We start from the raw sequence: 25,824 nt of genomic DNA, 5'->3' as shown, positions 1-25,824 counted from the left end.
CCTCGATTATTGTTGAACACAGAATCTGTGCTCACAGAAGATCTACTGTGGGAGCGGGCTTGCTCGCGAATGGGGCCACCTCGGTCTCAATCCGGGCGAATAACGTTCCCTGTCGCCAGATCGCGGATCACACTCGGGTTCTTGCGACCGCCCAGATTGCCGCCGAGCACCAAATCGATCTGCCCACGGAAATACTGCTCCACGCGAATTCGCGTGCGCGCCGCCGGCCGGCCTTGTGGATTTGCCGAGGTCGACACCAACGGCCCAACCACCGCGCACAAATCCCGCACCAACGGATGATCGCTGACCCGTAACGCCACCGTTTCATGCACCCCGGTGATCCACTGCGGCAGCATATTCTGATGCGGCACCAGCCAGGTATTCGGCCCCGGCCAAGTGCTGGCCATGCGGTCCATCCACAACTCAGGGAAGTCGTCGAACAGGAAGTCGAACTGGCGAATGTTGTCGGCCACCAGAATCAGGCCTTTATCCACGGCCCGGCCCTTGATCAGCAACAGACGTTCCACCGCTTCTTCATCCCATGGGTCGCAACCCAGGCCCCACACCGCTTCGGTTGGATAGGCAATCACCGCCCCTGCGCGAATGGCTTGCGCGGCTTGTTGCACACGCCAACTGTTGACCATGAAAAACTCTCCGGAATTAGGCTTTGCGCAGTTTACCGATCTTCCTCGTAAAACCTAGCTCACCCGCGCAAACCAGCGCCCGTTTTCACAGACGGCGCGGCCATCCATCTCCAGCTCGGTCAACGCCGCCAACACTTTTGGCAACGACCAACTGCTGCTGTCTGCCAACGCCTGACTCGTATGGGGTGCGGCATGCAACAGCTCAAGCAAAGGATGGCTGACTGTCGGCGCGTCAAGGCACAGCGGCAACTGCTGCCAGCCGCGCAAGGCCTCGAGGATATGCTCGATGGTTTCGACCAGCACCGCACCGTCGCGAATCAACTGGTGACACCCGCGAGCACCGGGATGATGGATCGATCCCGGAATCGCATACACCTCACGACCCTGTTCCGCCGCCAGCCTCGCCGTGATCAACGAGCCGCTGGCCACACTGGCCTCGACCACCAGTACACCCAGGGACAAACCGCTGATGATGCGGTTGCGCCGGGGAAAGTTGCTGGCGCTCGGCCCGGCGTCCAGAGGGAACTCGGAAAGCACTGCACTACCGGACGCGATCATCGCGTCCGCCAAGCGCCGATTGCGCTGTGGATAAAACTTTTCAAGTCCCGTGCCAAGTACCCCTACCGTTTGCCCGCCAACGTCCAGAGCAGCCTGGTGCGCGGCGGCATCGATCCCCAGCGCGAGGCCGCTGGTAATGACAAAACCGGCGCTGGCAAGGCTGCGCGAAAAAGCCGCCGCCGTGTCCATGCCGGGACGCGAGGCACTGCGGCTGCCTACCATTGCCAGTTGTGGTTTTTCCAGAATTCCGGGGTCACCGGCTACGAATACCAGCGGCGGCGCGTCGCTTGTTTCCGCCAGCAACGCGGGGTAGTCCGGCTGGTCCCACATCAGTAAATGCTGGTCGGGACGCTCTAGCCAGGCCAAAGCGTGACTGGCACCGTCGCGGACTTCACTTGATCGCCTGGCCTCTGAACACGCCAGGGGCAAGCCCAAAGCACGCCAGGCGCTGGCAGGTGCAGCGATGGCGCTGGACGCTGAGCCGAAGGCTTCCAGCAGTTTCTTGAAACGCGCCGGACCCAGTTCCGGCAAACGATGCAGACGTAAACGGGCTTCCAGCTCCGCAGGGGAGACCGGTGCAAAAGCAGTCAGCGACATGGATCATCCTTGATCATTAAAAGCCCCGTTCCAACGGGAACAAGCTGTGGATAACTCTGTTGGTAACTTGTGAAGCTGGCTAAGGATTTCGCACCTTGTCCAGCACTGCCAACGAGCGTGAAGCGTTCAATATCAAACCGTAACTGAGCTTGTCGTAGGTGCGAAAAACCATCAGCAGACCGGCGCGCTCATCGGGAATCTTCACCGGTTGACCGGTGATGCGGTCTCGAACGGTTTCGCCGGTTTTCATCACCACCAGCACATTGCCTTCGGCGAGCCCGTCGCGCTGCCCTTTGTTCAGCGTGACCACGTCCAGCGCCCCGATCTGCGTCACGCCGCGCGGCACGTCAATGATCAGGCCGTCGATCTCAGTCTTGGGCGCGCTGGGCATGAAGGTCGAATTGATCGAGCGTTCTTCACTGCTGAACAAGCGGTCGCCAAGCCGTACTTCCTGTGTGGTGCGCTGCAGTGCCAAGGTCGCGACGTCACCTTCGGTAGCGACGATTTCACCGCCGCCGATGTCGTCAGCGTTGATGCCGAGGAATTCCTTGGTCTGCGGGTCGGTGTAAACCTTGCCCTGGCGGAAGATGCCATAGACCGGTTGAGCCGGATCGAATTGACCGCGCGCAAAAATTCGATCACCGGTACCGCTTAGCACACGTTCGGCATCGCCCGCGACGATGTACGGCGCCTGATCGAAATCTTCGACCTTGTCGACGATGCGGTTGCTCAGCAGGAAGCTGTTGATCGACTTCAGCGGGATGCTCGGGATGGCATCGGCCACCGGCGAACTACGCACCCTCGGCGAAAGCTTGATCGTACCCCTGGAAGCCCCGCGACCCAGCGTCAGACGGGGCTGACCATTGACATAGACCAGCGTCAGCAAGTCGCCAGGGTAGATCAGATTGGGGGTTTCGATCTGTGGATTGACCTGCCACAGCTCCGGCCATTTCCACGGCTCACGGAGGAATTTTCCCGATATGTCCCAGAGTGTGTCGCCGGTAACCACCGTGTATTGCTGTGGAAAACCTTCCCTGAGCTGCACTTGCCCATGCGCAAAACCGGCCGAAGCCAGAAGGAGCAGGGCGAGTAGTGATTTCCTCATGCGGTGAATCCCTTTATTATGTGCGTTCGCGTGAAACGCCAGAGCCTTCGTGGCTCGCTCCTGGCTTTTTCAGAGAAGACTTTGCTGAAAAGGCTTCATGAAAGGAAGGGGGAGATTCGTTTCACAACGGTAGCCGGCATCTTCGGACCCGCCAGGCCATCCACCCGACTTTACCTCACACGTGCAGCAAATACGCTTATGGCCATTTTAGACATCCTCGAATTTCCCGACTCGCGTCTGCGCACTATCGCCAAACCTGTGGCCGTAGTGGACGACGAAGTGCGTCAGTTGGTCGATGATATGTTTGAAACAATGTATGAAGCGCCAGGCATCGGCCTCGCCGCGACCCAGGTCAACGTGCACAAACGTATCGTCGTGATGGACCTCTCCGAAGATCGCAGCGAGCCGCGGGTGTTCATCAACCCCGAGTTCGAAACACTGACCGACGAGATGGAGCAATATCAGGAAGGCTGCCTCTCGGTACCGGGCTTCTACGAAAACGTCGACCGCCCGCAGAAAGTCAGGATCAAGGCGCTGGACCGCGACGGCAAGCCCTATGAAATGATCGCCGAAGGCCTGCTCGCCGTGTGCATTCAGCACGAATGCGATCACCTCAACGGCAAATTGTTCGTCGATTACCTGTCCAATCTCAAACGCGACCGAATCAAGAAAAAACTGGAAAAGCTCCACCGCCAGAACGCTTGATGCCCTCCTTTGCAAAGGCTTGCTGCGGCAAGCCTTTTTCTTTTGCGACTGCTTTGTAATAGAGAGTTTCCATGACTGAGCCACTGCGCATCGTTTTCGCCGGCACCCCGGAGTTCGCCGTCGAACACCTCAAGGCCCTGCTCGCCAGCCCTTACGAGATCGTCGCGGTCTACACCCAGCCGGACCGCCCGGCGGGCCGTGGGCAAAAGCTGATGCCAAGCCCGGTCAAACAACTCGCACTGGAAAACAACCTTGCGGTTATGCAACCGCCCACGCTGCGCAATGAAGAGGCGCAAGCGGAGCTGGCTGCGCTGAAGCCGGATTTGCTGGTGGTGGTCGCCTACGGTCTGATCCTGCCGCAGGTGGTGCTGGATATTCCGCGCCTGGGTTGCATCAACAGTCACGCGTCGTTGTTGCCGCGTTGGCGCGGTGCAGCGCCGATCCAGCGTGCGGTCGAAGCGGGTGACGCTGAAAGTGGTGTCACCGTGATGCGCATGGAACTGGGCCTCGACACCGGGCCAATGCTGCTCAAAGTGGCCTCGCCGATCAGCACTGAAGACACCGGCGGCAGTTTGCATGACCGTTTGGCCGAGATCGGTGCGCCCGCAGTACTTGAAGCCATCGCCGGCCTCGCCGCCGGGACGCTGACAGGCGAAGTGCAGGACGACAGCCTCGCCACCTACGCACATAAATTGAACAAGGACGAAGCGCGCATCGACTGGAGTCGCCCGGCAGTTGAACTGGAGCGTCTGGTCCGCGCCTTTAACCCATGGCCGATCACCCACAGCACGCTCAACGGCGAAGCGTTGAAAGTGCTGGCCGCGAGCCTGGCTGAAGGGCAGGGCGCGCCGGGTGAAATCCTCGGCGCCAGCAAGGACGGCTTGATCGTCGCCTGCGGTGAGCAAGCGCTGTGCCTGACGCGCGTGCAACTGCCCGGTGGCAAGGCGTTGAATTTCAGCGATCTGTTCAACAGCCGTCGTGAGAAATTCGCAGTAGGCACTGTTCTTGGGCAAACGGCGGACGCTCGATGAACCCGCGTCTGGCTGCCGCCAAGGCACTGGCTGCTGTACTTAACGGAAAAGCCTCCCTCAACAGTTCGTTGCCCACGCAAATGGACAAGGTTGAAGACCGCGATCGCGGCTTCACTCAGGATCTGGCCTTCGGCACGGCCCGCTGGCAGCCGCGTTTGTCGGCGCTGGCGGCCAAGTTGCTGCAGAAACCCTTCAAGGCTGCGGACGCCGATGTCGAGGCGCTGCTGCTGGTCGGCCTGTACCAGTTGCTCTACACCCGCGTGCCGGCGCACGCCGCTATCGGCGAAACCGTCGGTTGTGCCGACAAGCTGAAAAAGCCGTGGGCCAAAGCGTTGCTCAACGCCGTGCTGCGTCGCGCCCAGCGTGAAAGCGAAACACTGCTCGCCGAACTGGAACACGACCCGGTGGTACGCACCGCCCACCCGCGCTGGCTGCAAAAATCCCTCAAGGCGTTCTGGCCTGAGCAGTGGGAAGCCATTTGTGCGGCGAACAATGCGCATCCGCCGATGATTCTGCGAGTCAACCGTCGACACCACGGTCGCGATGCCTATCTCGGCCTGCTGACTGACGCCGGCATTGCCGCCACGCCTTGCGTCTACAGTCCGGACGGCATCATTCTCGACGCCGCTGCCGACGTGCGCAGCCTCCCTGGTTTCGCCGAAGGCTGGATCAGCGTGCAGGACGAAGCGGCGCAGCTGGCCGCCGATCTGCTCGACCTCGCGCCGGGCCAGCGCGTCCTGGACGCTTGCTGCGCACCGGGCGGCAAGACCTGTCACATTCTGGAAGCCGAGCCTGCACTGGCCGGCGTCGTCGCCGTGGACCTGGAGGCCAAGCGTCTGGTGCGCGTGCGAGAAAACCTTGCACGGCTGCGCCTGAGCGCCGAACTGATCGCCGCCGACGGTCGCGACACCGCCTCCTGGTGGGACGGCAAGCCATTCCAACGCATCCTGCTCGACGCGCCGTGTTCGGCGACCGGCGTGATCCGCCGCCACCCGGACATCAAGCTGACTCGCCAACCCGAAGACATCGTCGCGCTGGCGGTGTTGCAAGGTGAGTTGCTCGACGCGCTGTGGATAACACTGGAAGTCGGCGGCATCCTGCTCTACGCAACATGCTCCACATTGCCGACGGAAAACACCGAAGTCATCGAAGCCTTCCTGGCTCGCACCCCGGGTGCCCGGGACCTGGATCTCGCAACGACCGCCGGCATCAAGCAGCCGCACGGGCGCCAGTTGCTGGCCCAGGAAGGCGGCCATGACGGGTTTTATTACGCCAAGCTGATCAAGATCGCCGCCGCGCGCGGTTAACCGGTTTAAGGGAGTGAACGGATGAAAATCATCATCCTTGGCGCAGGGCAGGTCGGCGGTTCGCTGGCGGAACACTTGGCCAGCGAAGCCAACGACATCACGGTGGTCGATACGGACGGCGAACGCCTGCGCGACCTCGGCGATCGTCTCGACATCCGCACCGTGCAGGGGCGCGGCTCACTGCCGACGGTGCTGCGCCAGGCCGGCGCGGATGATGCCGACATGCTCGTGGCCGTGACCAACAGTGACGAGACCAACATGGTCGCGTGTCAGGTCGCCCATACCCTGTTTCACACGCCGACCAAGATCGCGCGGGTTCGCGAAGCCGCGTACCTCACGCGCTCCGAGCTGTTCGACAACGAAGCGATACCGGTCGATGTGCTGATCAGCCCGGAACAGGTCGTGACCAATTACATCAAGCGCCTGATTCAGCACCCCGGTGCGCTGCAAGTGATCGATTTCGCCGAAGGCAAAGCGCAACTGGTGGCGGTGAAGGCGTATTACGGTGGACCGCTGGTGGGTCAGCAGTTGCGTCAATTGCGTGAGCACATGCCGAACGTCGAAACCCGCGTCGCCGCGATCTTCCGCCGTGACCGGCCGATTCTGCCCCAAGGCGATACGGTGATCGAAGCGGACGACGAAGTGTTCTTCATCGCCGCCAAAGCGAACATCCGAGCAGTGATGAGCGAAATGCGCCGCCTCGACGAAACCTATAAACGCATCGTCATCGCCGGCGGTGGACAGATTGGCGAGCGTCTTGCCGAGGCCATCGAAAGTCGTTACCAAGTGAAGATCATCGAGATGAACCCGGCACGCTGCCGTCACCTCTCGGACACCCTTGACAGCACCGTGGTGTTGCAGGGCAGTGCTTCTGACCGTGATTTGCTGATGGAAGAGAATATTGCCGACGCCGATATCTTCCTCGCGCTGACCAACGACGACGAAGCCAACATCATGTCGTCGCTGCTGGCCAAGCGCCTGGGCGCGAAGAAGGTGATGACGATCATCAACAACCCGGCGTATGTCGACCTGATTCAGGGCGGCGACATCGACATCGCCATCAGTCCGCAACTGGCGACCATCGGTACGTTGCTCGCACACGTTCGGCGCGGTGACATCGTCAGTGTGCACTCGTTGCGTCGCGGTGCGGCAGAAGCCATCGAGGCCATTGCCCATGGTGACGAAAAATCAAGCAAGGTGATTGGCAAGGCCATCGAGAACATCGGCCTGCCACCGGGCACCACGATTGGTGCAATCATCCGCGATGAAGAAGTGATCATTGCGCACGACAATACGGTGATCGCGGCGGGTGACCATGTGATTCTTTTCCTTGTGGATAAAAAGCATATTCGTGATGTGGAGAAGTTGTTCCACGTGGGTTTGAGCTTTTTCTGATCTCGTAACCAGATCGTTGTCATGCTCAGCGTGGAAACGATCGCTGTCTGAAGAGAGGTGCAAAATGCTCGAATCCCTGGAAAAAATGCTCGCCAAGGGTGTGGATAACTCACTGCTGCGCTTCGGCTTGGGCAAGGGTTATCTCGATCTTGGGGAATATGCCAAGGCAGCCGAGCATTTCCAGCGCGGCGTCGAGTTTGATCCGAAGTATTCAGCAGCGTGGAAGCTGTTGGGCAAAGCTCATCTGGCAATGGCGAATTTTGCGGGAGCACGGGAGGCATGGGAGAAAGGGCTGGAAGCCGCTCGCGCCCATGGCGACAAGCAGGCAGAGAAGGAAATGACAGTCTTTTTGAAGAAGCTCGATCGCCAGTAGAGCTTTTGTAGGAGCTGGCGCAGGCTGCGATCTTTAGTTCTTTTTAAATCAGAATCAAAAGATCGCAGGCTCCACCAGCGCCTACACAGTTATCCACAACCGGATCAGTACCAGCGTTCTTCACCCGGCGGACGTTTCTTGAAGCGCTTCATGCTCCACATGTACTGGCTCGGATAGGCCCGCACATAGCGCTCAACCACTTTGCTCATGGCCGCGCACGACGTTTCGGTATCGGTACTGTACATCGCGTCCGGCGCCGCTTCGAGAATCACTTTGTAGCCTGAACCGTCGGGCAGACGCAGCGCATGCAGAAATACACCCACCGCTTTACCGCCCGCCAGCATGTTCGGGACAAATTTGCTGGTCAGTGCCTGGGTCGCGAAGAACGGCACGAAGATGCCAGCCGATTCGGACGGCTCAGGGTCAGCGGGAATGCCCACCGCCCCCCCTTTGCGCACTTCCTTGATGACGCTGAGAATGCCTTCCTTGGTCGACGCCGCGACTTTGTTGCCTAGCTGCACGCGCTGCTTGCGCAACAAGTCATCTACCGCTTTCAACTTCGGTGGACGGTAAAAGATGATCGGTTTGCACTGACTGCAATAGAAGTGGTTCAACACCTCCCAATTGCCCAAGTGACTGGTGATGCCGACCACGCCTTTGCCGGAGGCGAGGGCCTCCTTCAACACGTCGAGGCCTTCGACTTCGCGCACCAGATCGATGGAACGTTGCGCTGGCCAGATCCACGCGCAGGCGCTCTCGGTCAGGGACTTGCCGATGTCTTTCAGGCTCTGACCGACCAGCCGTTCGCGCTCTGCCGGGTCCATTTCCGGAAAGCATTTGGAGAGATTGATCCGCACGACGTCGCGGGACCGATTCGGGGTTTTCCACATGACCCAGCCAATCGCCGAGCCCACGGCCTGCACTGCGCGCCAAGGCAGCAGGGCAAACAGCCGAAGAGCGCCAACCAGCAAGGCGCCTTTAAACTTTTCCACAGGTCACTCCTGATCTTGTGCTGTGCGAGGCGGCTATTCTAACCACCGTTCGCCAGCGCCGCGTAACGATCGCAATCCTGGGTGTGATCCATGACCATGCCCGATGCCTGCATCAACGCGTAACAAATGGTCGGACCGACGAACGTGAAACCGGCCTTTTTCAGGCCTTTGCTCATCTCCACGGCGACCGGCGTAACGGCCGGCACCTCGCTGCGATCCTTGAAATGGTTGGTCACTGTCTGACCGCCGACGAACGACCAGAGGAATTTCACCGGGTCTTCCAGGGCCAGCCAGGCCTGCGCATTGCGCCGGGCCGCATTGAGTTTGAGCCGATTGCGGATGATTCCCGGATCGAGCATCAATTCTTCTATTTCCGCATCGCTCATCTGCGCCACGCGTTGTACGTCAAAGCCGAACAGCACCTGGCGATAACGCTCACGTTTACGCAGCACGGTGATCCAGGAAAGCCCGGCCTGGAACCCTTCGAGCAAAAGCAACTCGAACAAACCCTGCGCATCGCGTAGCGGCGTGCCCCACTCCTGATCGTGATAAGCCATGTACAGCGGATCTTCAGTGCACCAAAAGCAGCGTGGCATAAGGCTCCAGGGGGCGTGCGCAGGAACGAATCGGGTATACTCCCGCTCTTTAAATCGCAGCCCAAGAAACAGGTGAATTTCGTGAGCCAGCCTACGCCAGCCGTGCGTACCTTCCAAGACTTGATCCTCGCCCTCCAGCAATACTGGGCCGAGCAAGGTTGCGTGGTACTTCAGCCCTACGATATGGAAGTAGGCGCCGGCACTTTCCACACTGCCACGTTTCTGCGCGCCATTGGCCCGGAAACCTGGAACGCCGCTTATGTGCAGCCCAGTCGTCGCCCGACTGACGGCCGCTACGGCGAAAACCCGAACCGTCTGCAGCACTACTATCAGTTCCAGGTAGTCCTGAAGCCGAACCCGGACAACTTTCAGGAACTGTACCTGGGCTCGCTCAAACACGTCGGCCTTGACCCATTGGTCCACGACATCCGCTTCGTCGAAGACAACTGGGAATCGCCGACACTGGGCGCCTGGGGTCTGGGCTGGGAAGTCTGGCTCAACGGCATGGAAGTGACGCAGTTCACCTACTTCCAGCAAGCAGGCGGCATCGAATGCTATCCGGTAACGGGCGAGATCACTTACGGTCTCGAGCGTCTGGCCATGTACCTGCAAGGTGTGGATTCGGTCTACGACCTGGTCTGGGCTGACGGCCCGATGGGCAAAGTGACCTACGGCGATGTGTTCCACCAGAACGAAGTGGAGCAGTCGACCTACAACTTCGAGCACGCCAACGTCGAGAAGCTGTTCGAACTGTTCGACTTCTACGAAAGCGAAGCCAAGCGCCTGATCGAACTCGACCAGCCATTGCCGCTGCCGAGCTACGAAATGGTCCTGAAGGCGTCCCATACCTTCAACCTGCTGGATGCGCGCCGGGCCATTTCCGTGACTGCGCGTCAGCAATACATCCTGCGCGTGCGCACCCTGGCGCGTTCCGTTGCGCAAGCCTACCTGCTGGCGCGCGCCAAGCTGGGCTTCCCGATGGCGACCCCGGACCTGCGTGATGAAGTACTGGCCAAGCTGGAGGCTGCACAATGAGTGCTCAAGATTTTCTGGTTGAACTGGGCACCGAAGAACTGCCACCCAAAGCCCTCAACACCCTGGCCGATGCGTTCCTTGCCGGGATCGACAAAGGCCTGCAGGCTGCCGGCCTGAACTACGAGACCAAAACCGTCTACGCCGCGCCGCGTCGTCTGGCGGTGCTGATCACGGCGTTGGCCACTCAGCAGCCGGATCGCAGCATCAATCTCGATGGCCCGCCCCGTCAGGCCGCGTTTGATGCCGATGGCAATCCAACGCAAGCAGCGTTGGGCTTCGCCAAGAAGTGCGGCGTCGACCTGAGCGAAATCGATCAGAGCGGCCCGAAACTGCGTTACAGCCAGAGCATTGCCGGCAAGCCGACAGCGAGCCTGCTGCCGACCATCGTCGAAGATTCCCTGAACGACCTGCCGATTCCCAAGCGCATGCGCTGGGGCGCGCGCAAGGAAGAGTTCGTCCGCCCGACTCAGTGGCTGGTCATGCTGCTGGGTGACCAGGTCATCGATTGCACAATCCTGGCGCAGAAGTCTGGTCGCGACTCCCGTGGTCACCGCTTCCATCATCCTGAAAGCGTGCGCATTACTTCGCCGGCCAATTACCTCAGCGACCTGCGTGCCGCCTACGTGCTGGCCGATGCCAGCGAGCGTCGCGCACTGATCAGCAAGCGCACTGAAGAACTGGCAACCCTGCAGGAAGGGACCGCGATCGTTCCGCCTGCGTTGCTGGATGAAGTGACCGCGCTGGTCGAATGGCCGGTGCCACTGGTGTGCTCGTTCGAGGAACGTTTTCTCGATGTGCCGCAAGAAGCGCTGATCACCACCATGCAGGACAATCAGAAGTATTTCTGCCTGCTGGATGCGGACGGCAAGTTGCTGCCGCGTTTCATTACTGTGGCCAACATCGAAAGCAAAGACCCGCAACAGATCATCGCGGGTAATGAGAAAGTGGTTCGCCCACGCCTCACCGATGCCGAGTTCTTCTTCAAGCAAGACAAGAAGCAGAAACTCGAAACCTTCAACCTGCGCCTGCAGAACGTGGTGTTCCAGGAAAAACTCGGCAGCGTCTACGACAAAGCCGAGCGCGTTTCCAGACTGGCCGCGTTCATCGCTCAGCGCATTGGCGGCAACGCCGCGTGGGCAACCCGCGCCGGCCTGCTCTCCAAGTGCGACCTGTCGACCGAAATGGTCGGCGAGTTCCCGGAGATGCAAGGCGTCGCCGGTTACTACTACGCCCTTAACGACGGCGAGCCGCAAGAAGTCGCGCTGGCGCTGAATGAGCAATACATGCCGCGCGGCGCCGGTGCCGAGCTGCCGACGACCTTGACCGGTGCCGCCGTGGCCATCGCCGACAAGCTCGACACGTTGGTGGGCATTTTCGGTATCGGCATGTTGCCTACCGGCAGCAAAGACCCGTATGCCCTGCGTCGTGCAGCGCTGGGGGTGTTGCGCATCCTGATCGACAAGAAGCTCGACCTCGACCTGAACGACGCCGTGGCATTTGCGGTGCAGGCGTTCGGTACCAAGGTGAAGTCGGCCGGCCTCAACGAGGCGGTGCTGGAATTCATCTTCGATCGTCTGCGTGCGCGCTACGAAGACGAAGGCGTCGATGTCGGCACTTATCTCTCGGTGCGTGCCCTCAAGCCAGGCTCGGCGCTGGACTTCGATCAGCGTGTGCAAGCGGTCGAAGCGTTCCGCAAGTTGCCGGAAGCCGCTGCGCTCGCCGCAGTCAACAAACGCGTTTCGAACTTGTTGAGCAAGGTTGAGGGCAACGTTCCCGCCGTCGTGGAAGCCAAGTACTTCGACAACGCCAACGAGTTCTCCCTGTATTCGGCGATTCAACAGGCCGATCAAGCCGTGCAACCGATGGCGGCTGCGCGTCAGTACAGCGAGTCGTTAGCGCGCCTGGCTGCATTGCGCGAGCCGGTCGACGCATTCTTCGAAGCGGTGATGGTCAACGCCGAAGATGCCAACGTCCGCGCCAATCGCTACGCGCTGCTGGCGCGTCTACGTGGCTTGTTCCTCGGCGTCGCCGATATTTCGCTGCTGGGGTGAGACTGTTTGAAACTGCTGATTCTCGATCGGGATGGAGTAATCAATTACGACTCCGACGCTTACATCAAGTCGGTGGAGGAGTGGAATCCGCTCCCCGGCTCGATCGAGGCCATCGCGCAGTTGAGCAAGGCCGGCTGGACGGTGGCTGTGGCGACCAACCAGTCGGGCATTGCGCGCGGTTACTACAATCTCGCGACCCTGGATGCCATGCACCAGCGTTTGCGTGCGCTGGTGGCGGAGCAGGGCGGTGAAGTCGGGCTGATCGTCTACTGTCCGCATGGGCCGGACGACGGTTGCGATTGCCGCAAACCAAAACCGGGGATGCTGAAAACCATCGCCGCGCATTATGAAGTGCCGCTGAACGGTATCTGGTTCGTCGGGGATAGCCTTGGTGACCTGGAGGCTGCCAAAGCCGTCGATTCACAGCCAGTTTTAGTGAAGACCGGAAAAGGCGAAAATACCATGGGCAAGACCCTTCCGGAAGGCACACTGATTTTTGATGATCTAGCGGCGATTGCCGCAGAACTTATCCACAATTAGAGCGTTTTCGAGATTCCTGACCAAGGATTGATCGGGATTGCGCTTTATATAGACGGGCAGAGCCCGCAACGGTAAACGTCACCATGTCGATACTGCAGGCCATCAGAACCTTCCTCTTTTACCTGCTGCTGGGCACCAGCTCTTTGCTCTGGTGCAGCCTGAGCTTTTTTATCGCGCCTTTTCTGCCATTCAAGGCGCGCTACCGTTTTATCAATGTTTACTGGTGCCGCTGTGCGCTGTGGCTGAGCAAGGTTTTCCTGGGCATCAGCTATGAGATCAAAGGCGCCGAAAATGTGCCTGACCGACCGTGCGTGATTCAGTCTAATCACCAGAGCACTTGGGAAACGTTTTTTCTTTCAGCTTACTTTCAGCCATTAAGCCAGGTGCTGAAGCGCTCGTTACTGTTTGTGCCGTTTTTCGGCTGGGCCATGGCGATGCTGCGGCCGATTGCTATTGATCGCGATAACCCGAAATCGGCGCTCAAGCATGTGGCGAAGAAGGGCGATGAATTGCTCAAGGACGGCGTCTGGGTGCTGATCTTTCCTGAGGGTACGCGTGTCCCGTACGGCACTGTTGGCAAGTTCTCTCGTGGTGGAACAGCGTTGGCCGTGAATGCCGACCTTCCCGTGCTGCCGATTGCGCACAATGCTGGTAAGTTTTGGCCTAAGAGTGGTTGGGCGAAGAAGCAGGGCGTTATCACTGTCATTATTGGCGAACCGATGTATGCCGAGGGTAGCGGGCCGCGGGCCATTGCTGCACTTAATGATCGGGTTCAGGCGTGGAATGAACAAATGCAGCGGGAGATGGGGTCGATACCGCCAATGCCTCAGGCTCCGGTATCGTCTGATCAAATCGCTGTCTGAAATTTGTGGATAACCTGTGTACTGTTCTGCCATAAAGCTGGATTAAATCACTGTAACTGCATGATATTAATACATATTTAAAGAGATCATAAAAAACCTGAAAAGGTGCATAAGTTTTTTTTAGACGTAAAAAAACCGGCTGATATAGCCGGTTTTTTTGTGTTTGCGATTGAGCTCTGGATTCAGGTTTTAATCGGAGCGCGCCAGTCATCAGATCCAGACGTACCGCAGACTTCGTGAGTCCAAGTGATTTTTCGGTACGTGAAATATACGTCTTCGAGATGCGTGAAATGACCCATGTTCGGGTCCTGGCAATGCGGCATTCTGCTTTGTACATCTACAATAACTGCGTCTTCGAGCTCAATGCTGTAGTAAAGCTCCTGGTTGCCTGTTGTAGCCGTTCGATACCAATCTATACGACAGATTTCCAACACTTCTCCACTTGTTAACGCATTCAAAATTAACGGAGAAGCTTTATCGAAGACCTTAGAAATCATTAAGGGCTTATGCACACGTTGGCCGGTGGCTTGGCCGGATTGGGGGTCCCTGGGAATGATGATTTGATGGCTGAATGCCTGAACCATCACTTCATCTTCGTGGCCTTCCTGATAGATGTTCCCAATCGATTCGGCCGTAGATGCCCCTGCGGTGATCAATCCCTGCTTATAGCCACTGATTTGTATATAGGCCGGTGTTGGCATATCTCACTCCCTGTTCCATTTCCATTAAGACGACTCCCCACAGTCATGCGCGTGGGAGAAGGCTGTAGGATAAATAGCACCGGATATGCGGTATGTAGGTCCTTTCTGCCAAGCATGAGGGACACATCCCTTTCTGATACGGAACAAGCGGAAGCAGTCGTCCGCGATGAACATGAAATGCACTAATAGCGCTAAAAAAAAGGCCAGCGCATATGCGCTGGCCTTTTTGTATTGCAGGTCCGCCGAATCAGAAATCCAGGTTAGACACCGCCAGAGCATTGCTCTCGATAAAGTCACGACGAGGCTCGACCGCATCACCCATCAGGGTATTGAAGATCTGGTCCGCGCCAATGGCGTCTTCGATAGTCACCTTGAGCATCCGGCGCTGGCTTGGGTCCATGGTGGTTTCCCACAGCTGATCCGGGTTCATTTCCCCCAGACCTTTGTAGCGCTGGATGGTGTGACGCTTGGTGCTTTCAGCCATCAGCCATTCAAGGGCTTCCTTGAACTCGGTGACCGGCTTCTTGCGCTCGCCACGCTGGATGTACGCGCCGTCGTCCAGCAAGGTGCTCAATTGAGCGCCCAGCGAGACTACGGTTTTGTAATCGTTGCTGCCGAAGAAATCGCGGTTGAAGGTGACGTAGTTGGACAGGCCGTGGGAGATCAGTTCGACCTCTGGCAGCCAGACGTTACGTTCACGGTCTTCGCGCAGGCTGGCTTTGTAAACCAGGCCGGACTTCTCGCCAGTGCGCAGACGCACTTCATATTTGGCCAGCCAATCCTGCATCGCTGCATGATCGGACAGTTGTTCCATGCTGACCGCTGGCAGGTAGATGAAATGCTCGGTCAGTTCCTGTGGATACAGACGCGACAGACGCTTGAGGGTCTTCATCACCAGACGGAAATCATTCACCAGGCGCTCGAGCGCTTCGCCGGAAATACCAGGCGCGTCTTCGTTCAGGTGCAGGCTCGCATCCTCCAAAGCCGACTGCGTCATGTACTCTTCCATGGCGTCGTCGTCTTTGATGTATTGCTCTTGCTTGCCTTTCTTGACCTTGTACAGCGGCGGTTGAGCGATGTAGATGTAACCGCGCTCGATCAGCTCCGGTAGCTGACGGAAGAAGAAGGTCAGCAACAAGGTGCGGATGTGCGAACCGTCGACGTCAGCATCGGTCATGATGATGATGTTGTGGTAACGCAACTTGTCGATGTTGTATTCGTCACGACCAATGCCACAGCCCAGCGCGGTGATCAAGGTGCCCACTTCCTGCGAAGAGATCATCTTGTCGAAACGCGCTTTCTCGACGTTGAGGATCTTGCCCTTCAGCGGCAGGATGGCTTGGGTGCGACGGTTACGTCCCTGCTTGGCGGAGCCGCCAGCAGAGTCACCTTCCACGAGGTAGAGTTCGGAGAGGGCAGGGTCCTTTTCCTGGCAGTCCGCCAGTTTGCCCGGCAGGCCGGCGATATCCAGCGCGCCTTTACGGCGAGTCATCTCACGGGCTTTACGCGCTGCTTCACGCGCACGTGCCGCATCAATCATCTTACCGACGACCAGTTTGGCTTCGTTCGGGTTCTCCAGCAGGAAGTCGGAGAAGTACTTGCCCATCTCCTGTTCCACCGCGGTCTTCACTTCGGAAGACACTAACTTGTCTTTGGTCTGGGAGCTGAACTTCGGATCCGGCACCTTCACCGAGATAATCGCGGTCAAACCTTCCCGTGCATCGTCACCGGTGGTCGCGACTTTGTGCTTCTTCGCCAGGCCTTCAGCTTCGATGTAGGTATTGAGGTTACGCGTCAGTGCCGAACGGAATCCCACTAAATGGGTGCCGCCGTCGCGCTGCGGGATGTTGTTGGTGAAGCACAACAGGTTCTCGTTGAAGCTGTCGTTCCACTGCAGAGCGATTTCTACGCCGATGCCGTCTTCACGTTGGATATTGAAGTGGAACACCTGGTTCACAGCAGTCTTGTTGGTGTTCAGGTACTCAACAAACGCACGCAGACCGCCTTCGTACTTGAACAGCTCTTCCTTGCCGCTGCGCTCGTCCTTGAGGACGATGCCGACACCGGAGTTGAGGAAGGACAGTTCACGGATCCGCTTCGCCAGGATGTCCCAGCTGAAATGGATGTTTTTGAAGGTTTGATCGGACGGCTTGAAGTGGATCTGGGTACCAGTGGTTTCGCTCTCGCCAACGATTTTCATTGGCTCTTGTGGAACACCGTGGACGTAAGTCTGCTCCCAGATTTTGCCGCTGCGGCGGACAGTCAGGATCAGCTCTTCGGACAGCGCGTTAACTACAGAAACACCTACACCGTGCAGACCGCCGGATACTTTGTAGGAGTTGTCATCGAACTTACCGCCGGCGTGCAGCACGGTCATGATGACCTCGGCTGCAGAAACGCCTTCTTCTTTGTGCACGTCTACCGGGATGCCACGACCGTTGTCGCGAACGGTGATGGACTCGTCAGGGTGGATGATGATGCTGATGTCGTCGCAATGGCCAGCCAATGCTTCGTCAATCGAGTTATCAACCACCTCGAATACCATGTGGTGGAGACCGCTGCCATCGTCGGTGTCACCAATGTACATACCGGGACGTTTGCGTACGGCATCCAGGCCTTTCAGCACTTTAATGCTCGTTGAGTCGTACGTATTTTCTTCGCTCAATGCCTTCACTCCCGATGGTCGTGGGTCTGGGTGATACGGCCCTGTTCCACGTGGAACAAAGCGACTGGCGTTTCCGTCTGCCAGCCTTCCCTCAATAATTCATGATCTACACAGGTGATAAACACCTGGCAGCGTAAGTCTTCCAACAAGCGACAAAGTGCGCGACGGTGGTGCTCGTCCAATTCGGAAGGCAAGTCATCCACCAGATAAATACACTGCCCGCGACGGGCTTGACTGACCAGATGCCCTTGGGCGATCCGCAAAGCACAAACCACCAGCTTCTGCTGACCGCGGGACAATATGTCCGCTGCGTTATGTGCACCCAATCGAAGGCGCAAATCGGCTCGTTGCGGTCCTGCCTGGGTATGACCCATTTGCTGATCCCGTTGAAGAGACCCGGCAAGTACTGCACTCAACTCACGGTCTTTGTCCCAACCTCGGTAATAGCTGAGCGTCAAACCTTGAAGCTCAACCAGTTCGCTCAAGGTCTGTTCAAAGACTGGTTTCAAGGCTTTGATATAGGCGCGGCGATATTCATCAATTTCAGCGCTGGCCTGGCACAGTTCTCTGTCCCAAACCGCTTGCGAAACGGCGTCAAGTGTACCATGCCGCAGCCAAGAGTTTCTCTGGCGCAGGGCCTTCTGCAAGCGTTGCCAAGTCGACATGAAACGCGGTTCCACGTGGAACACACCCCAGTCGAGAAACTGTCGGCGAATCTTCGGTGCACCTTCAAGCAGGCGGAAGCTGTCAGGGTTGATCAACTGCAGCGGAAGAATCTCAGCCAGTTGTGCCGCGCTGCGTGCGTTCTGCCCATCAATGCGAATCTGAAATTCACCTTGGCGATCGCGTGAGATCCCCAACGCACTGTGCCCACCCTCGGCCAGCTCTACCTGGCCAAACACCGTGCACGCCAACTGCTCGTACTGAATGACTGGCAACAAACGGCTGCTACGAAACGAACGGGCAAGCCCCAACAGGTGAATGGCTTCCAACACACTGGTTTTACCGCTGCCGTTAGCGCCGTAAAGAATATTGATTCGGGGGGAGGGGGAGAAGGTCACCGGGTGCAGATTGCGCACCGCGGTGACCGAGACGCGACTTAAGGACATCTAGCTTCTGCTGAGCATGATTACAGACGCATCGGCATGACAACGTATGCCGAGTCGTCATTATCCGACTCTTGCACCAGCGCACTGCTGTTGGAGTCGGACAGAATCAGGCGCACCTGTTCAGTAGTCATCACACCCAGCACGTCGAGCAGGTAGCTCACGTTAAAACCGATTTCGAGGTTTCCGCCGTTGTACTCAACGCCGACTTCTTCTTCCGCTTCTTCCTGCTCCGGGTTGTTGGCCTGAATCTTCAACTGACCATTGGCCAGCTGCAGACGGATACCGCGGTACTTCTCGTTGGACAGAATAGCGGTACGACTAAACGCTTCGCGCAATGCCTGACGGTCGCCCAATACCAGCTTGTCGCCACCTTTGGGCAGCACGCGCTCGTAATCCGGGAATTTACCGTCGACCAGTTTCGAGGTGAAGGTGAACTCGCCAGTAGTCGCACGGATGTGGTGTTGACCAAGGACGATGCTGACAATGCCGTCCGGTTCGGTCAGCAGACGCGCCAACTCAAGAATACCCTTGCGCGGCACGATCACCTGATGGCGATCCGGTTGACCAATGTCTGCCTGCATCGAGCACATCGCCAGACGGTGACCGTCGGTTGCCACAGCGCGGATGATGCCCGCCGAGACTTCCAGCAACATGCCGTTCAGGTAATAACGAACGTCCTGTTGGGCCATGGCGAAGCTGGTGCGCTCGATCAGACGGCGTAGCTTGCTCTGCTCCAGGCTGCAGGTCAGAGAGCCCGGGCCTTCTTCTACCGTCGGGAAATCGTCGGCCGGCAAGGTCGAAAGGGTAAAGCGGCTGCGGCCGGCCTTCACCACGAGTTTTTGCTCGTCGACCTTGATGTCGATCAGTGCATCGTTCGGCAAGCTTTTGCAGATATCCATCAGCTTGCGCGCGGGTACAGTAATCGAACCTGGATCGGCAGGCTCGTCGAGCTGCACACGACCCACCAGCTCGACTTCCAGGTCGGTACCGGTCAGCGACAGTTGCTGGCCTTCGACAACCAGCAGCACGTTGGAGAGCACCGGCAAGGTCTGTCGGCGTTCGACAACGCCTGCGACCAGTTGCAGAGGTTTCAACAGGGCTTCGCGTTGAATGGTGAAATGCATGGTCTAGTCCCTTGCCTTAATAAGCTGCGCTGGTGTTCATCAAGTAGTCAGTGTACGCAGCAGGTTCTTGTAGTCCTCGCGGATGTCCGCGTCGGATTCCTTGAGTTCGTTGATCTTGCGGCAGGCGTGCAAAACGGTCGTGTGGTCGCGGCCGCCAAACACATCGCCGATTTCCGGCAGGCTGTGGTTAGTCAACTCCTTGGACAACGCCATGGCAACCTGACGCGGACGAGCGACCGAGCGTGAACGACGCTTGGATAGCAAATCCGAAATCTTGATTTTGTAGTACTCGGCGACCGTGCGCTGAATGTTATCCACAGAGACCAGTTTGTCTTGAAGTGCCAAAAGGTCCTTAAGGGATTCACGAATCAGCTCGATGGTGATGTCGCGGCCCATGAAGTGCGAATGGGCGATCACGCGTTTCAGCGCGCCTTCCAGCTCGCGGACGTTGGAGCGAATGCGCTGGGCAATGAAGAACGCAGCATCGTGCGGCAGATCGACTTTGGCCTGATCGGCCTTTTTCATCAGGATCGCTACACGTGTCTCCAGCTCCGGCGGCTCGACTGCAACGGTCAGGCCCCAGCCAAAGCGAGATTTCAAGCGCTCTTCCAGGCCTTCGATTTCTTTTGGATAGCGGTCACTGGTGAGAATGACCTGCTGACCACCTTCAAGCAACGCGTTGAAGGTGTGGAAGAATTCTTCCTGCGAGCGCTCCTTGCGGGCGAAAAACTGAATGTCATCGATCAGCAGTGCATCTACCGAACGATAGAAACGCTTGAATTCGTTGATCGCGTTCAGTTGCAGCGCCTTGACCATGTCGGCCACGAAACGCTCGGAATGCAGGTACACGACCTTGGCGTTCGGATTCTTCTTTAACAGATGGTTACCCACAGCATGCATCAAGTGCGTCTTACCCAAACCAACACCGCCATAAAGGAAGAGCGGGTTGTAACCGTGCTTGGGATTGTCTGCGACCTGCCAGGCAGCTGCGCGTGCCAGCTGGTTGGACTTACCCTCAACGAAGTTTTCGAAGGTGAAGGTACGGTTCAGGTAACTGGTGTGCTTGAGCGCACCTTCGACCTGGACCGTGCGCTGCTCGGAACGAATCGGAGCTTGCTGCGAACTGGCGCCTGCCATCGGGTCGAAGCTGTCGCGAGACGGCTCCTCGCTCATGTCGGCGAGTTTTTGCGTGGAGCGCTTGGTCGGTGCGGCTACAGGTGAGACTTGCGGCGCATTGACCGGGGCATGAGTTATCTGAGCCTGCGAGGCCGCAGCGGCCAGCGGCGCATTCGGTGCAGCACGTGGTACTGAGCTGCGTTTGCTGCCTATTAACAAGGAGAGCGCAGGCGCGAAGCCATTGCCATGCTCGTCGAGCAATTCCATGACCCGGCCCAGATACTTTTCGTTAACCCAGTCGAGGACAAAACGATTCGGCGCGTAAACACGCAGTTCGTCGCCTTCGGCTTCGACCTGTAGTGGACGGATCCAAGTGTTGAATTGTTGGGCCGGCAGCTCATCGCGCAAAAGCTCTACGCACTGCTGCCAAAGTTCCACTGACACGGATATCCCCTAAGTCGAAAGCCGGTGAGGCAAAAACAAGCAGCCATTGTAGCGATGAGGCGCCGACTTATCCACACGAAGGTTGCCTTGAAACCATGATGACCCACTGCAGCGAACAGTAAAAAGACGACCAATGGTCTGTGAATAAGCTCTGTGGATAACCGCACTTAAGGTCGTTGCACAAGTGGGGGCAAAACCCGGTGGATAACCAGCCTGTGGATAAACCACTGATTCACCCACAGGTTATCCGATAGCGCAGCACAGCCTGGACACCGTTTTCCATTGTAGTTGTCATTCTCTGTACAGCGCGTTTTTAAAGGCGTTGACTAAGTTATCCACAGAAAATCGTGCCCTTAGCTTTTATAAGCTTTACAGAAAAGCTTTAAATACTTTCTTTCTTAATTTTTATATTGAGTGACGGCCTGAAGCGAGAAAATCCTCCGCGGATCTATTTATAAGGAAACGCTGGTTGGAAATTGACCTGAAGCCTTGCTTTCTCTAGAATCCCCGGTCTCTTAAAACGGGGGCCATTCCGGCCCGTTGTGGACGAACCAGGTAACACGACAATGAAACGTACTTTCCAACCAAGCACTATCAAACGCGCTCGTACCCACGGTTTCCGTGCTCGCATGGCAACCAAGAACGGTCGTGCCGTCCTGTCGCGTCGTCGCGCCAAAGGTCGTGCGCGTCTGGCAGTTTGATAATCCGGCACTGGAGGTGAGTCAGGACTTCAGTCGGGAAAAGCGTCTGCTTACTCCCCGGCATTTCAAGGCAGTCTTTGACTCCCCTACCGGCAAGGTTCCGGGGAAAAATCTCCTGCTCCTTGCGCGCAACAACGATCTTGATCACCCCCGCCTTGGGCTGGTTATCGGGAAAAAGAGCGTCAAGCTCTCCGTCGAGCGCAATCGCCTCAAACGTCTGATGCGCGAATCGTTTCGTCTGAACCAGGATTCTCTGGTCGGCTGGGACATTGTTATCGTCGCGCGCAAAGGTTTGGGCGACGTAGAAAACCCCGAATTGATTCAGCATTTCGGCAAACTCTGGAAGCGTCTGGCACGCAGCACGCCAGTACCGGCAGTCAAAACCGAAACTGTAGGGGTAGACAGTCCCGATGCGTAAACTGGCACTCGTTCCGATCCAGTTTTATCGCTATGCCATTAGTCCTCTGATGGCCAGTCACTGTCGTTTCTACCCCAGCTGTTCCTGCTACGCGTTAGAGGCCATAGAAAATTATGGCCTTCTGCGCGGTGGCTGGCTGACCTTTCGTCGTTTAGGTCGCTGTCATCCGTGGAATCCCGGTGGTTATGACCCGGTTCCGCCTATCCCTACCTCCCGTTCTTCTTCGATGGCCGAGTAATCATGGATATCAAACGCACGATCCTGATCGTCGCCCTGGCAATCGTGTCCTACGTTATGGTTCTTAAATGGAACCAGGACTATGGCCAGACTGCCCTGCCGACTCAGAATGTTGCTTCCAGTACTACCGCACCGGGCCTACCGGACACGGCGACTGGCAATAATGCTTCTGTCAGTGACGACATTCCCCGCGCCGCAAGCGATACCAGCGCTACTGCACCTACTGAAACTCCGGTAGCTGCGAGCAAAGACCTCATCCAGATCAAAACGGATGTGCTCGATCTGGCAGTCGATCCACAAGGTGGCGATGTCGCTCAGCTGAAATTGCCGCTGTATCCACGTCGTCAGGATCATCCGGAAATTCCGTTCCAGCTGTTTGATAACGGCGGTGAACTGACTTACCTGGCGCAAAGCGGTCTGATTGGCACCAATGGTCCGGACGCAAGCCCGGCCGGTCGTCCGGTTTACGCTTCGGAGAAGAAGGTTTATCAACTGGCTGACGGTCAGGACCAATTGGTCGTAGACCTGAAGTTCAGCAAGGACGGCGTCAATTACATCAAGCGTTTCACGCTTAAACGTGGCCTGTATGACGTTACCGTTTCCTATCTGATCGATAACCAGAGCGCACAGCCCTGGTCCGGTGCGATGTTTGCGCAGTTGAAGCGCGACGCCAGTTCCGATCCATCTTCGACTACCGCTACCGGTACCGCGACTTACCTGGGCGCAGCCCTGTGGACAAGTGGCGAGCCGTACAAGAAAGTGTCCATGAAGGACATGGACAAGGCGCAGTTGAAGGAAACCGTCAGCGGTGGTTGGGTTGCCTGGTTGCAGCACTACTTCGTGACTGCGTGGATTCCGGCCAAGGGCGAAAACAACGTCGTCCAGACCCGTAAAGACAGCAAAGGCAACTACATCATTGGTTACACCGGCCCGGCAATGTCCGTCGCGCCAGGTGCCAAAGCCGAAACCAGTGCCGTTCTGTACGCCGGCCCGAAAAGCCAGGCTGTGCTGAAAGAGTTATCCCCAGGTCTGGAGCTGACTGTCGATTACGGCATTCTGTGGTTCATTGCCCAGCCAATCTTCTGGCTGCTGCAACACATCCACGCGCTCGTTGGTAACTGGGGCTGGTCGATTATTTTCCTGACCATGCTGATCAAAGGGATCTTCTTCCCGCTGTCGGCCGCCAGCTACAAATCCATGGCGCGCATGCGTGCAGTGGCGCCGAAACTCGCTGCCTTGAAAGAGCAACATGGCGATGACCGGCAGAAAATGTCGCAAGCCATGATGGAGCTGTACAAGAAAGAGAAAATCAATCCGCTGGGTGGTTGCTTGCCAATCCTCGTGCAGATGCCGGTTTTCCTGTCGCTGTACTGGGTTCTGCTCGAAAGCGTCGAAATGCGCCAAGCGCCGTTCATGCTGTGGATTACTGACCTGTCGATCAAGGATCCGTTCTTCATTCTGCCGATCATCATGGGTGCCACCATGTTCATCCAGCAGCAGTTGAACCCGACTCCTCCGGATCCAATGCAGGCGAAGGTCATGAAAATGATGCCAATCATCTTCACCTTCTTCTTCCTGTGGTTCCCGGCTGGTCTGGTGCTGTACTGGGTAGTCAACAACTGCCTGTCCATCGCCCAACAGTGGTACATCACGCGTAAAGTCGAATTGGCTGCGAAAAAAGCCGAGGCGTAACTTACTCTGTGGACAACACCACTCAAAACGCCCCCTAGTGGGGCGTTTTGCTATCTGTCACTTTATCGGGAAACCGGTTTATGAGCGTACCTCGTGAAACCATTGCTGCCGTCGCCACCGCCCAAGGTCGCGGCGGCGTGGGCATTGTCCGTATTTCCGGGCCGCTGGCGAGCGCCGCGGCCAAGGCTTTCAGCGGTCGTGAGTTAAAACCGCGCTTTGCCCACTATGGCGCATTCCTCGGTGAAGACGATGAGGTACTGGATCAGGGCATCGCCCTGTATTTCCCCGGTCCGAACTCATTTACCGGTGAGGATGTGCTGGAGCTTCAAGGTCATGGTGGTCCGGTTGTGCTGGACATGCTGCTCAAGCGTTGCCTTGAACTGGGCTGCCGTCTTGCTCGCCCGGGGGAATTCAGCGAGCGGGCCTTCCTCAATGACAAGCTCGACTTGGCACAGGCTGAAGCTATCGCAGACCTGATCGAGGCGAGTTCAGCACAGGCTGCGCGCAATGCATTGCGATCGTTGCAGGGCGCCTTTTCCGAGCGTGTGCATAGCCTGACCGAGCAATTGATCGGACTGCGCATCTATGTCGAGGCCGCAATCGACTTTCCGGAAGAAGAAATCGACTTTCTCGCGGACGGCCACGTCCTGAGCATGCTCGACAAAGTTCGCGAGGAGTTATCCACCGTGCTGCGTGAAGCCGGGCAGGGGGCATTGCTGCGTGACGGCATGACGGTGGTGATTGCCGGACGACCGAATGCCGGCAAATCCAGCCTGTTAAATGCTTTGGCCGGCCGCGAGGCTGCGATCGTCACTGAGATTGCCGGCACTACCCGTGACATTCTCCGCGAACATATCCACATCGATGGTATGCCGCTGCATGTGGTCGACACTGCAGGCCTGCGCGCTACCGATGACCAGGTTGAGAAGATCGGCGTCGAGCGGGCGCTGAAAGCCATTGGAGAAGCCGACCGGGTGTTATTGGTCGTCGACGCCACTGCCCCTGAAGCGCTGGATCCTTTTGCGTTGTGGCCTGAGTTTCTCGAGGTCCGCCCCGACCCGGCGAAGGTTACGCTAATTCGAAACAAGGCAGATCTGACCGGTGAAGCCATTGCGATGGAGGTCAGTGACGATGGCCACGTCACTTTAAGCTTGAGCGCCAGGTCGGCCGGTGAAGGACTGGAGTTACTGCGCGAACACCTCAAGGCCTGCATGGGCTATGAGCAGACGTCAGAGAGCAGCTTCAGTGCTCGCAGGCGTCACCTAGACGCGCTACGCCATGCCAGCGCTTCCCTTGAGCATGGTCGTGCACAACTGACCTTGGCTGGAGCCGGAGAACTGCTGGCCGAAGATCTTCGACAAGCGCAGCATTCTTTAAGTGAAATCACCGGCGCCTTCAGCTCCGATGATCTGCTGGGCAGGATATTTTCCAGCTTCTGCATCGGTAAATAGACCTTCCTCCGATCCCCAGACAGGTGTAACGCGCCTGTCTGTCTTGTCTTTTCATGAAAACATTTCCCTCCCTGCCGAGCAGATTCTTCAGCTCATGCGGATTTTTCGCGCCTGCAATTCTCCGTTCTACACATTTTCCGGGTTTAAGCCCTGTGAATAACTGCCCCTAAGATCAGTTGATAACAGGGCGTGAAAACTGCAGATAACTGCCCCTGTGGATAAGCACCCCATTCATCCACAGGCTTAAACCGGTTATCCAACGCGCTTATGGCCATATGGGCACAGGGTTTTGAATCTCTGTACACAGCGTGAATAAAGGGATACAGAGATCTATCCACAGAAAACATGCTCAGTAGAAATAAACATAAAAACAA

At 57.4% G+C, this 25,824-nt stretch carries 24 protein-coding genes; 14 read left to right on the top strand and 10 right to left on the bottom strand.

Translation table 11 applies throughout. The features are described from left to right. Positions 1-86: 86 nt before the first annotated feature. The 3 genes from DU29_RS0102890 to DU29_RS0102880 form a co-directional block, all read right to left on the bottom strand. A complete protein-coding gene (locus tag DU29_RS0102890) occupies positions 87-644 on the bottom strand; it encodes an L-threonylcarbamoyladenylate synthase (protein WP_028620349.1) in 558 nt (185 codons plus the stop codon). Between the two features lie 54 nt (positions 645-698). Beyond that, a complete protein-coding gene (gene dprA / locus DU29_RS0102885; protein WP_028620348.1) occupies positions 699-1,799 on the bottom strand; it encodes a DNA-processing protein DprA in 1,101 nt (366 codons plus the stop codon). Positions 1,800-1,878: 79 nt separating this feature from the next. Beyond that, positions 1,879-2,904, bottom strand: coding sequence for a LysM peptidoglycan-binding domain-containing protein (locus DU29_RS0102880; RefSeq protein WP_028620347.1), 1,026 nt, complete (start codon positions 2,902-2,904; stop codon positions 1,879-1,881). A 198-nt stretch (positions 2,905-3,102) separates the two neighbouring features. On the opposite strand from DU29_RS0102880, the gene def reads away from it, so the two are divergent. The 5 genes from def to DU29_RS0102855 all read left to right on the top strand — a co-directional run bounded on the left by def (position 3,103) and on the right by DU29_RS0102855 (position 7,715). Beyond that, positions 3,103-3,609, top strand: a complete 507-nt coding sequence (gene def / locus DU29_RS0102875) for a peptide deformylase (protein WP_028620346.1) — start codon at positions 3,103-3,105, stop codon at positions 3,607-3,609. A gap of 71 nt (positions 3,610-3,680) precedes the next feature. Continuing rightward, positions 3,681-4,640: a methionyl-tRNA formyltransferase gene (gene fmt, locus DU29_RS0102870; RefSeq protein WP_028620345.1), complete on the top strand. Its 960-nt coding sequence runs from the start codon at positions 3,681-3,683 to the stop codon at positions 4,638-4,640. After that, on the top strand, positions 4,637-5,947 hold the full coding sequence (gene rsmB, locus DU29_RS0102865; protein WP_028620344.1) for a 16S rRNA (cytosine(967)-C(5))-methyltransferase RsmB: 1,311 nt from the start codon (positions 4,637-4,639) through the stop codon (positions 5,945-5,947). The genes fmt and rsmB overlap by 4 nt, the downstream gene beginning before the upstream one ends. A 21-nt stretch (positions 5,948-5,968) precedes the next feature. Next, positions 5,969-7,342 (top strand): Trk system potassium transporter TrkA, encoded by a 1,374-nt coding sequence (gene trkA / locus DU29_RS0102860; protein ID WP_028620343.1) that lies wholly within the window; start codon positions 5,969-5,971, stop codon positions 7,340-7,342. A gap of 64 nt (positions 7,343-7,406) precedes the next feature. Beyond that, entirely contained in the window at positions 7,407-7,715 is a 309-nt protein-coding gene (locus DU29_RS0102855; RefSeq protein WP_028620342.1) for a tetratricopeptide repeat protein, read from the top strand. Positions 7,716-7,819: 104 nt separating this feature from the next. On the opposite strand, the gene DU29_RS0102850 is transcribed toward DU29_RS0102855, so the two are convergent. Both DU29_RS0102850 and tag read right to left on the bottom strand, forming a co-directional pair. Next, positions 7,820-8,707 (bottom strand): lysophospholipid acyltransferase, encoded by an 888-nt coding sequence (locus DU29_RS0102850; RefSeq protein ID WP_028620341.1) that lies wholly within the window; start codon positions 8,705-8,707, stop codon positions 7,820-7,822. A 38-nt stretch (positions 8,708-8,745) separates the two neighbouring features. After that, the gene (gene tag, locus DU29_RS0102845; RefSeq protein ID WP_028620340.1) at positions 8,746-9,303 is read right to left on the bottom strand and encodes a DNA-3-methyladenine glycosylase I; all 558 of its coding nucleotides are present in this window, start codon (positions 9,301-9,303) and stop codon (positions 8,746-8,748) included. Between the two features lie 81 nt (positions 9,304-9,384). Between tag and glyQ the strand changes: the two genes are divergently transcribed. The 4 genes from glyQ to DU29_RS0102825 all read left to right on the top strand — a co-directional run bounded on the left by glyQ (position 9,385) and on the right by DU29_RS0102825 (position 13,792). Further along, positions 9,385-10,338: a glycine--tRNA ligase subunit alpha gene (glyQ, locus tag DU29_RS0102840; RefSeq protein ID WP_008155694.1), complete on the top strand. Its 954-nt coding sequence runs from the start codon at positions 9,385-9,387 to the stop codon at positions 10,336-10,338. After that, positions 10,335-12,389, top strand: coding sequence for a glycine--tRNA ligase subunit beta (gene glyS, locus DU29_RS0102835; protein ID WP_028620339.1), 2,055 nt, complete (start codon positions 10,335-10,337; stop codon positions 12,387-12,389). The genes glyQ and glyS overlap by 4 nt, the downstream gene beginning before the upstream one ends. A gap of 6 nt (positions 12,390-12,395) precedes the next feature. Continuing rightward, positions 12,396-12,929 carry a D-glycero-beta-D-manno-heptose 1,7-bisphosphate 7-phosphatase gene (gene gmhB / locus DU29_RS0102830; RefSeq protein WP_028620338.1) on the top strand — a complete coding sequence of 178 codons (534 nt, stop codon included), beginning with the start codon at positions 12,396-12,398 and terminating at the stop codon, positions 12,927-12,929. An 83-nt stretch (positions 12,930-13,012) separates the two neighbouring features. After that, a complete protein-coding gene (locus DU29_RS0102825) occupies positions 13,013-13,792 on the top strand; it encodes a lysophospholipid acyltransferase family protein (protein ID WP_028620337.1) in 780 nt (259 codons plus the stop codon). Positions 13,793-13,974: 182 nt separating this feature from the next. On the opposite strand, the gene DU29_RS0102820 is transcribed toward DU29_RS0102825, so the two are convergent. The 5 genes from DU29_RS0102820 to dnaA form a co-directional block, all read right to left on the bottom strand. After that, positions 13,975-14,493: an Hcp family type VI secretion system effector gene (locus DU29_RS0102820; RefSeq protein WP_028620336.1), complete on the bottom strand. Its 519-nt coding sequence runs from the start codon at positions 14,491-14,493 to the stop codon at positions 13,975-13,977. 247 nt (positions 14,494-14,740) lie between these two features. Further along, complete coding sequence (gene gyrB, locus DU29_RS0102815; RefSeq protein ID WP_028620335.1) at positions 14,741-17,158, bottom strand: DNA topoisomerase (ATP-hydrolyzing) subunit B; 2,418 nt, start codon at positions 17,156-17,158, stop codon at positions 14,741-14,743. A 5-nt stretch (positions 17,159-17,163) separates the two neighbouring features. Then, on the bottom strand, positions 17,164-18,267 hold the full coding sequence (gene recF, locus DU29_RS0102810; protein WP_028620334.1) for a DNA replication/repair protein RecF: 1,104 nt from the start codon (positions 18,265-18,267) through the stop codon (positions 17,164-17,166). A gap of 20 nt (positions 18,268-18,287) precedes the next feature. Then, positions 18,288-19,391, bottom strand: a complete 1,104-nt coding sequence (gene dnaN / locus DU29_RS0102805) for a DNA polymerase III subunit beta (protein WP_028620333.1) — start codon at positions 19,389-19,391, stop codon at positions 18,288-18,290. A gap of 39 nt (positions 19,392-19,430) precedes the next feature. Continuing rightward, entirely contained in the window at positions 19,431-20,951 is a 1,521-nt protein-coding gene (gene dnaA, locus DU29_RS0102800; RefSeq protein ID WP_028620332.1) for a chromosomal replication initiator protein DnaA, read from the bottom strand. 566 nt (positions 20,952-21,517) lie between these two features. Here dnaA and rpmH point away from each other — a divergent pair. The 5 genes from rpmH to mnmE all read left to right on the top strand — a co-directional run bounded on the left by rpmH (position 21,518) and on the right by mnmE (position 25,450). Next, entirely contained in the window at positions 21,518-21,652 is a 135-nt protein-coding gene (gene rpmH / locus DU29_RS1000000131095) for a 50S ribosomal protein L34 (protein ID WP_003213577.1), read from the top strand. 16 nt (positions 21,653-21,668) lie between these two features. Then, on the top strand, positions 21,669-22,070 hold the full coding sequence (gene rnpA / locus DU29_RS0102795; protein ID WP_028620331.1) for a ribonuclease P protein component: 402 nt from the start codon (positions 21,669-21,671) through the stop codon (positions 22,068-22,070). Continuing rightward, on the top strand, positions 22,063-22,308 hold the full coding sequence (yidD, locus tag DU29_RS1000000131090; RefSeq protein WP_081832423.1) for a membrane protein insertion efficiency factor YidD: 246 nt from the start codon (positions 22,063-22,065) through the stop codon (positions 22,306-22,308). The genes rnpA and yidD overlap by 8 nt, the downstream gene beginning before the upstream one ends. Positions 22,309-22,310: 2 nt before the next feature. Then, entirely contained in the window at positions 22,311-23,999 is a 1,689-nt protein-coding gene (yidC, locus tag DU29_RS0102790; RefSeq protein ID WP_028620330.1) for a membrane protein insertase YidC, read from the top strand. Between the two features lie 80 nt (positions 24,000-24,079). Then, positions 24,080-25,450, top strand: a complete 1,371-nt coding sequence (gene mnmE / locus DU29_RS0102785) for a tRNA uridine-5-carboxymethylaminomethyl(34) synthesis GTPase MnmE (RefSeq protein ID WP_028620329.1) — start codon at positions 24,080-24,082, stop codon at positions 25,448-25,450. Positions 25,451-25,824 lie beyond the last annotated feature (374 nt).

This window comes from Pseudomonas sp. Ant30-3, from assembly GCF_000690905.1.
Lineage (GTDB): Bacteria > Pseudomonadota > Gammaproteobacteria > Pseudomonadales > Pseudomonadaceae > Aquipseudomonas.
Note: the sequence above shows the minus strand (reverse complement) of the source record. Positions and strands in the feature narration are given on the sequence as shown.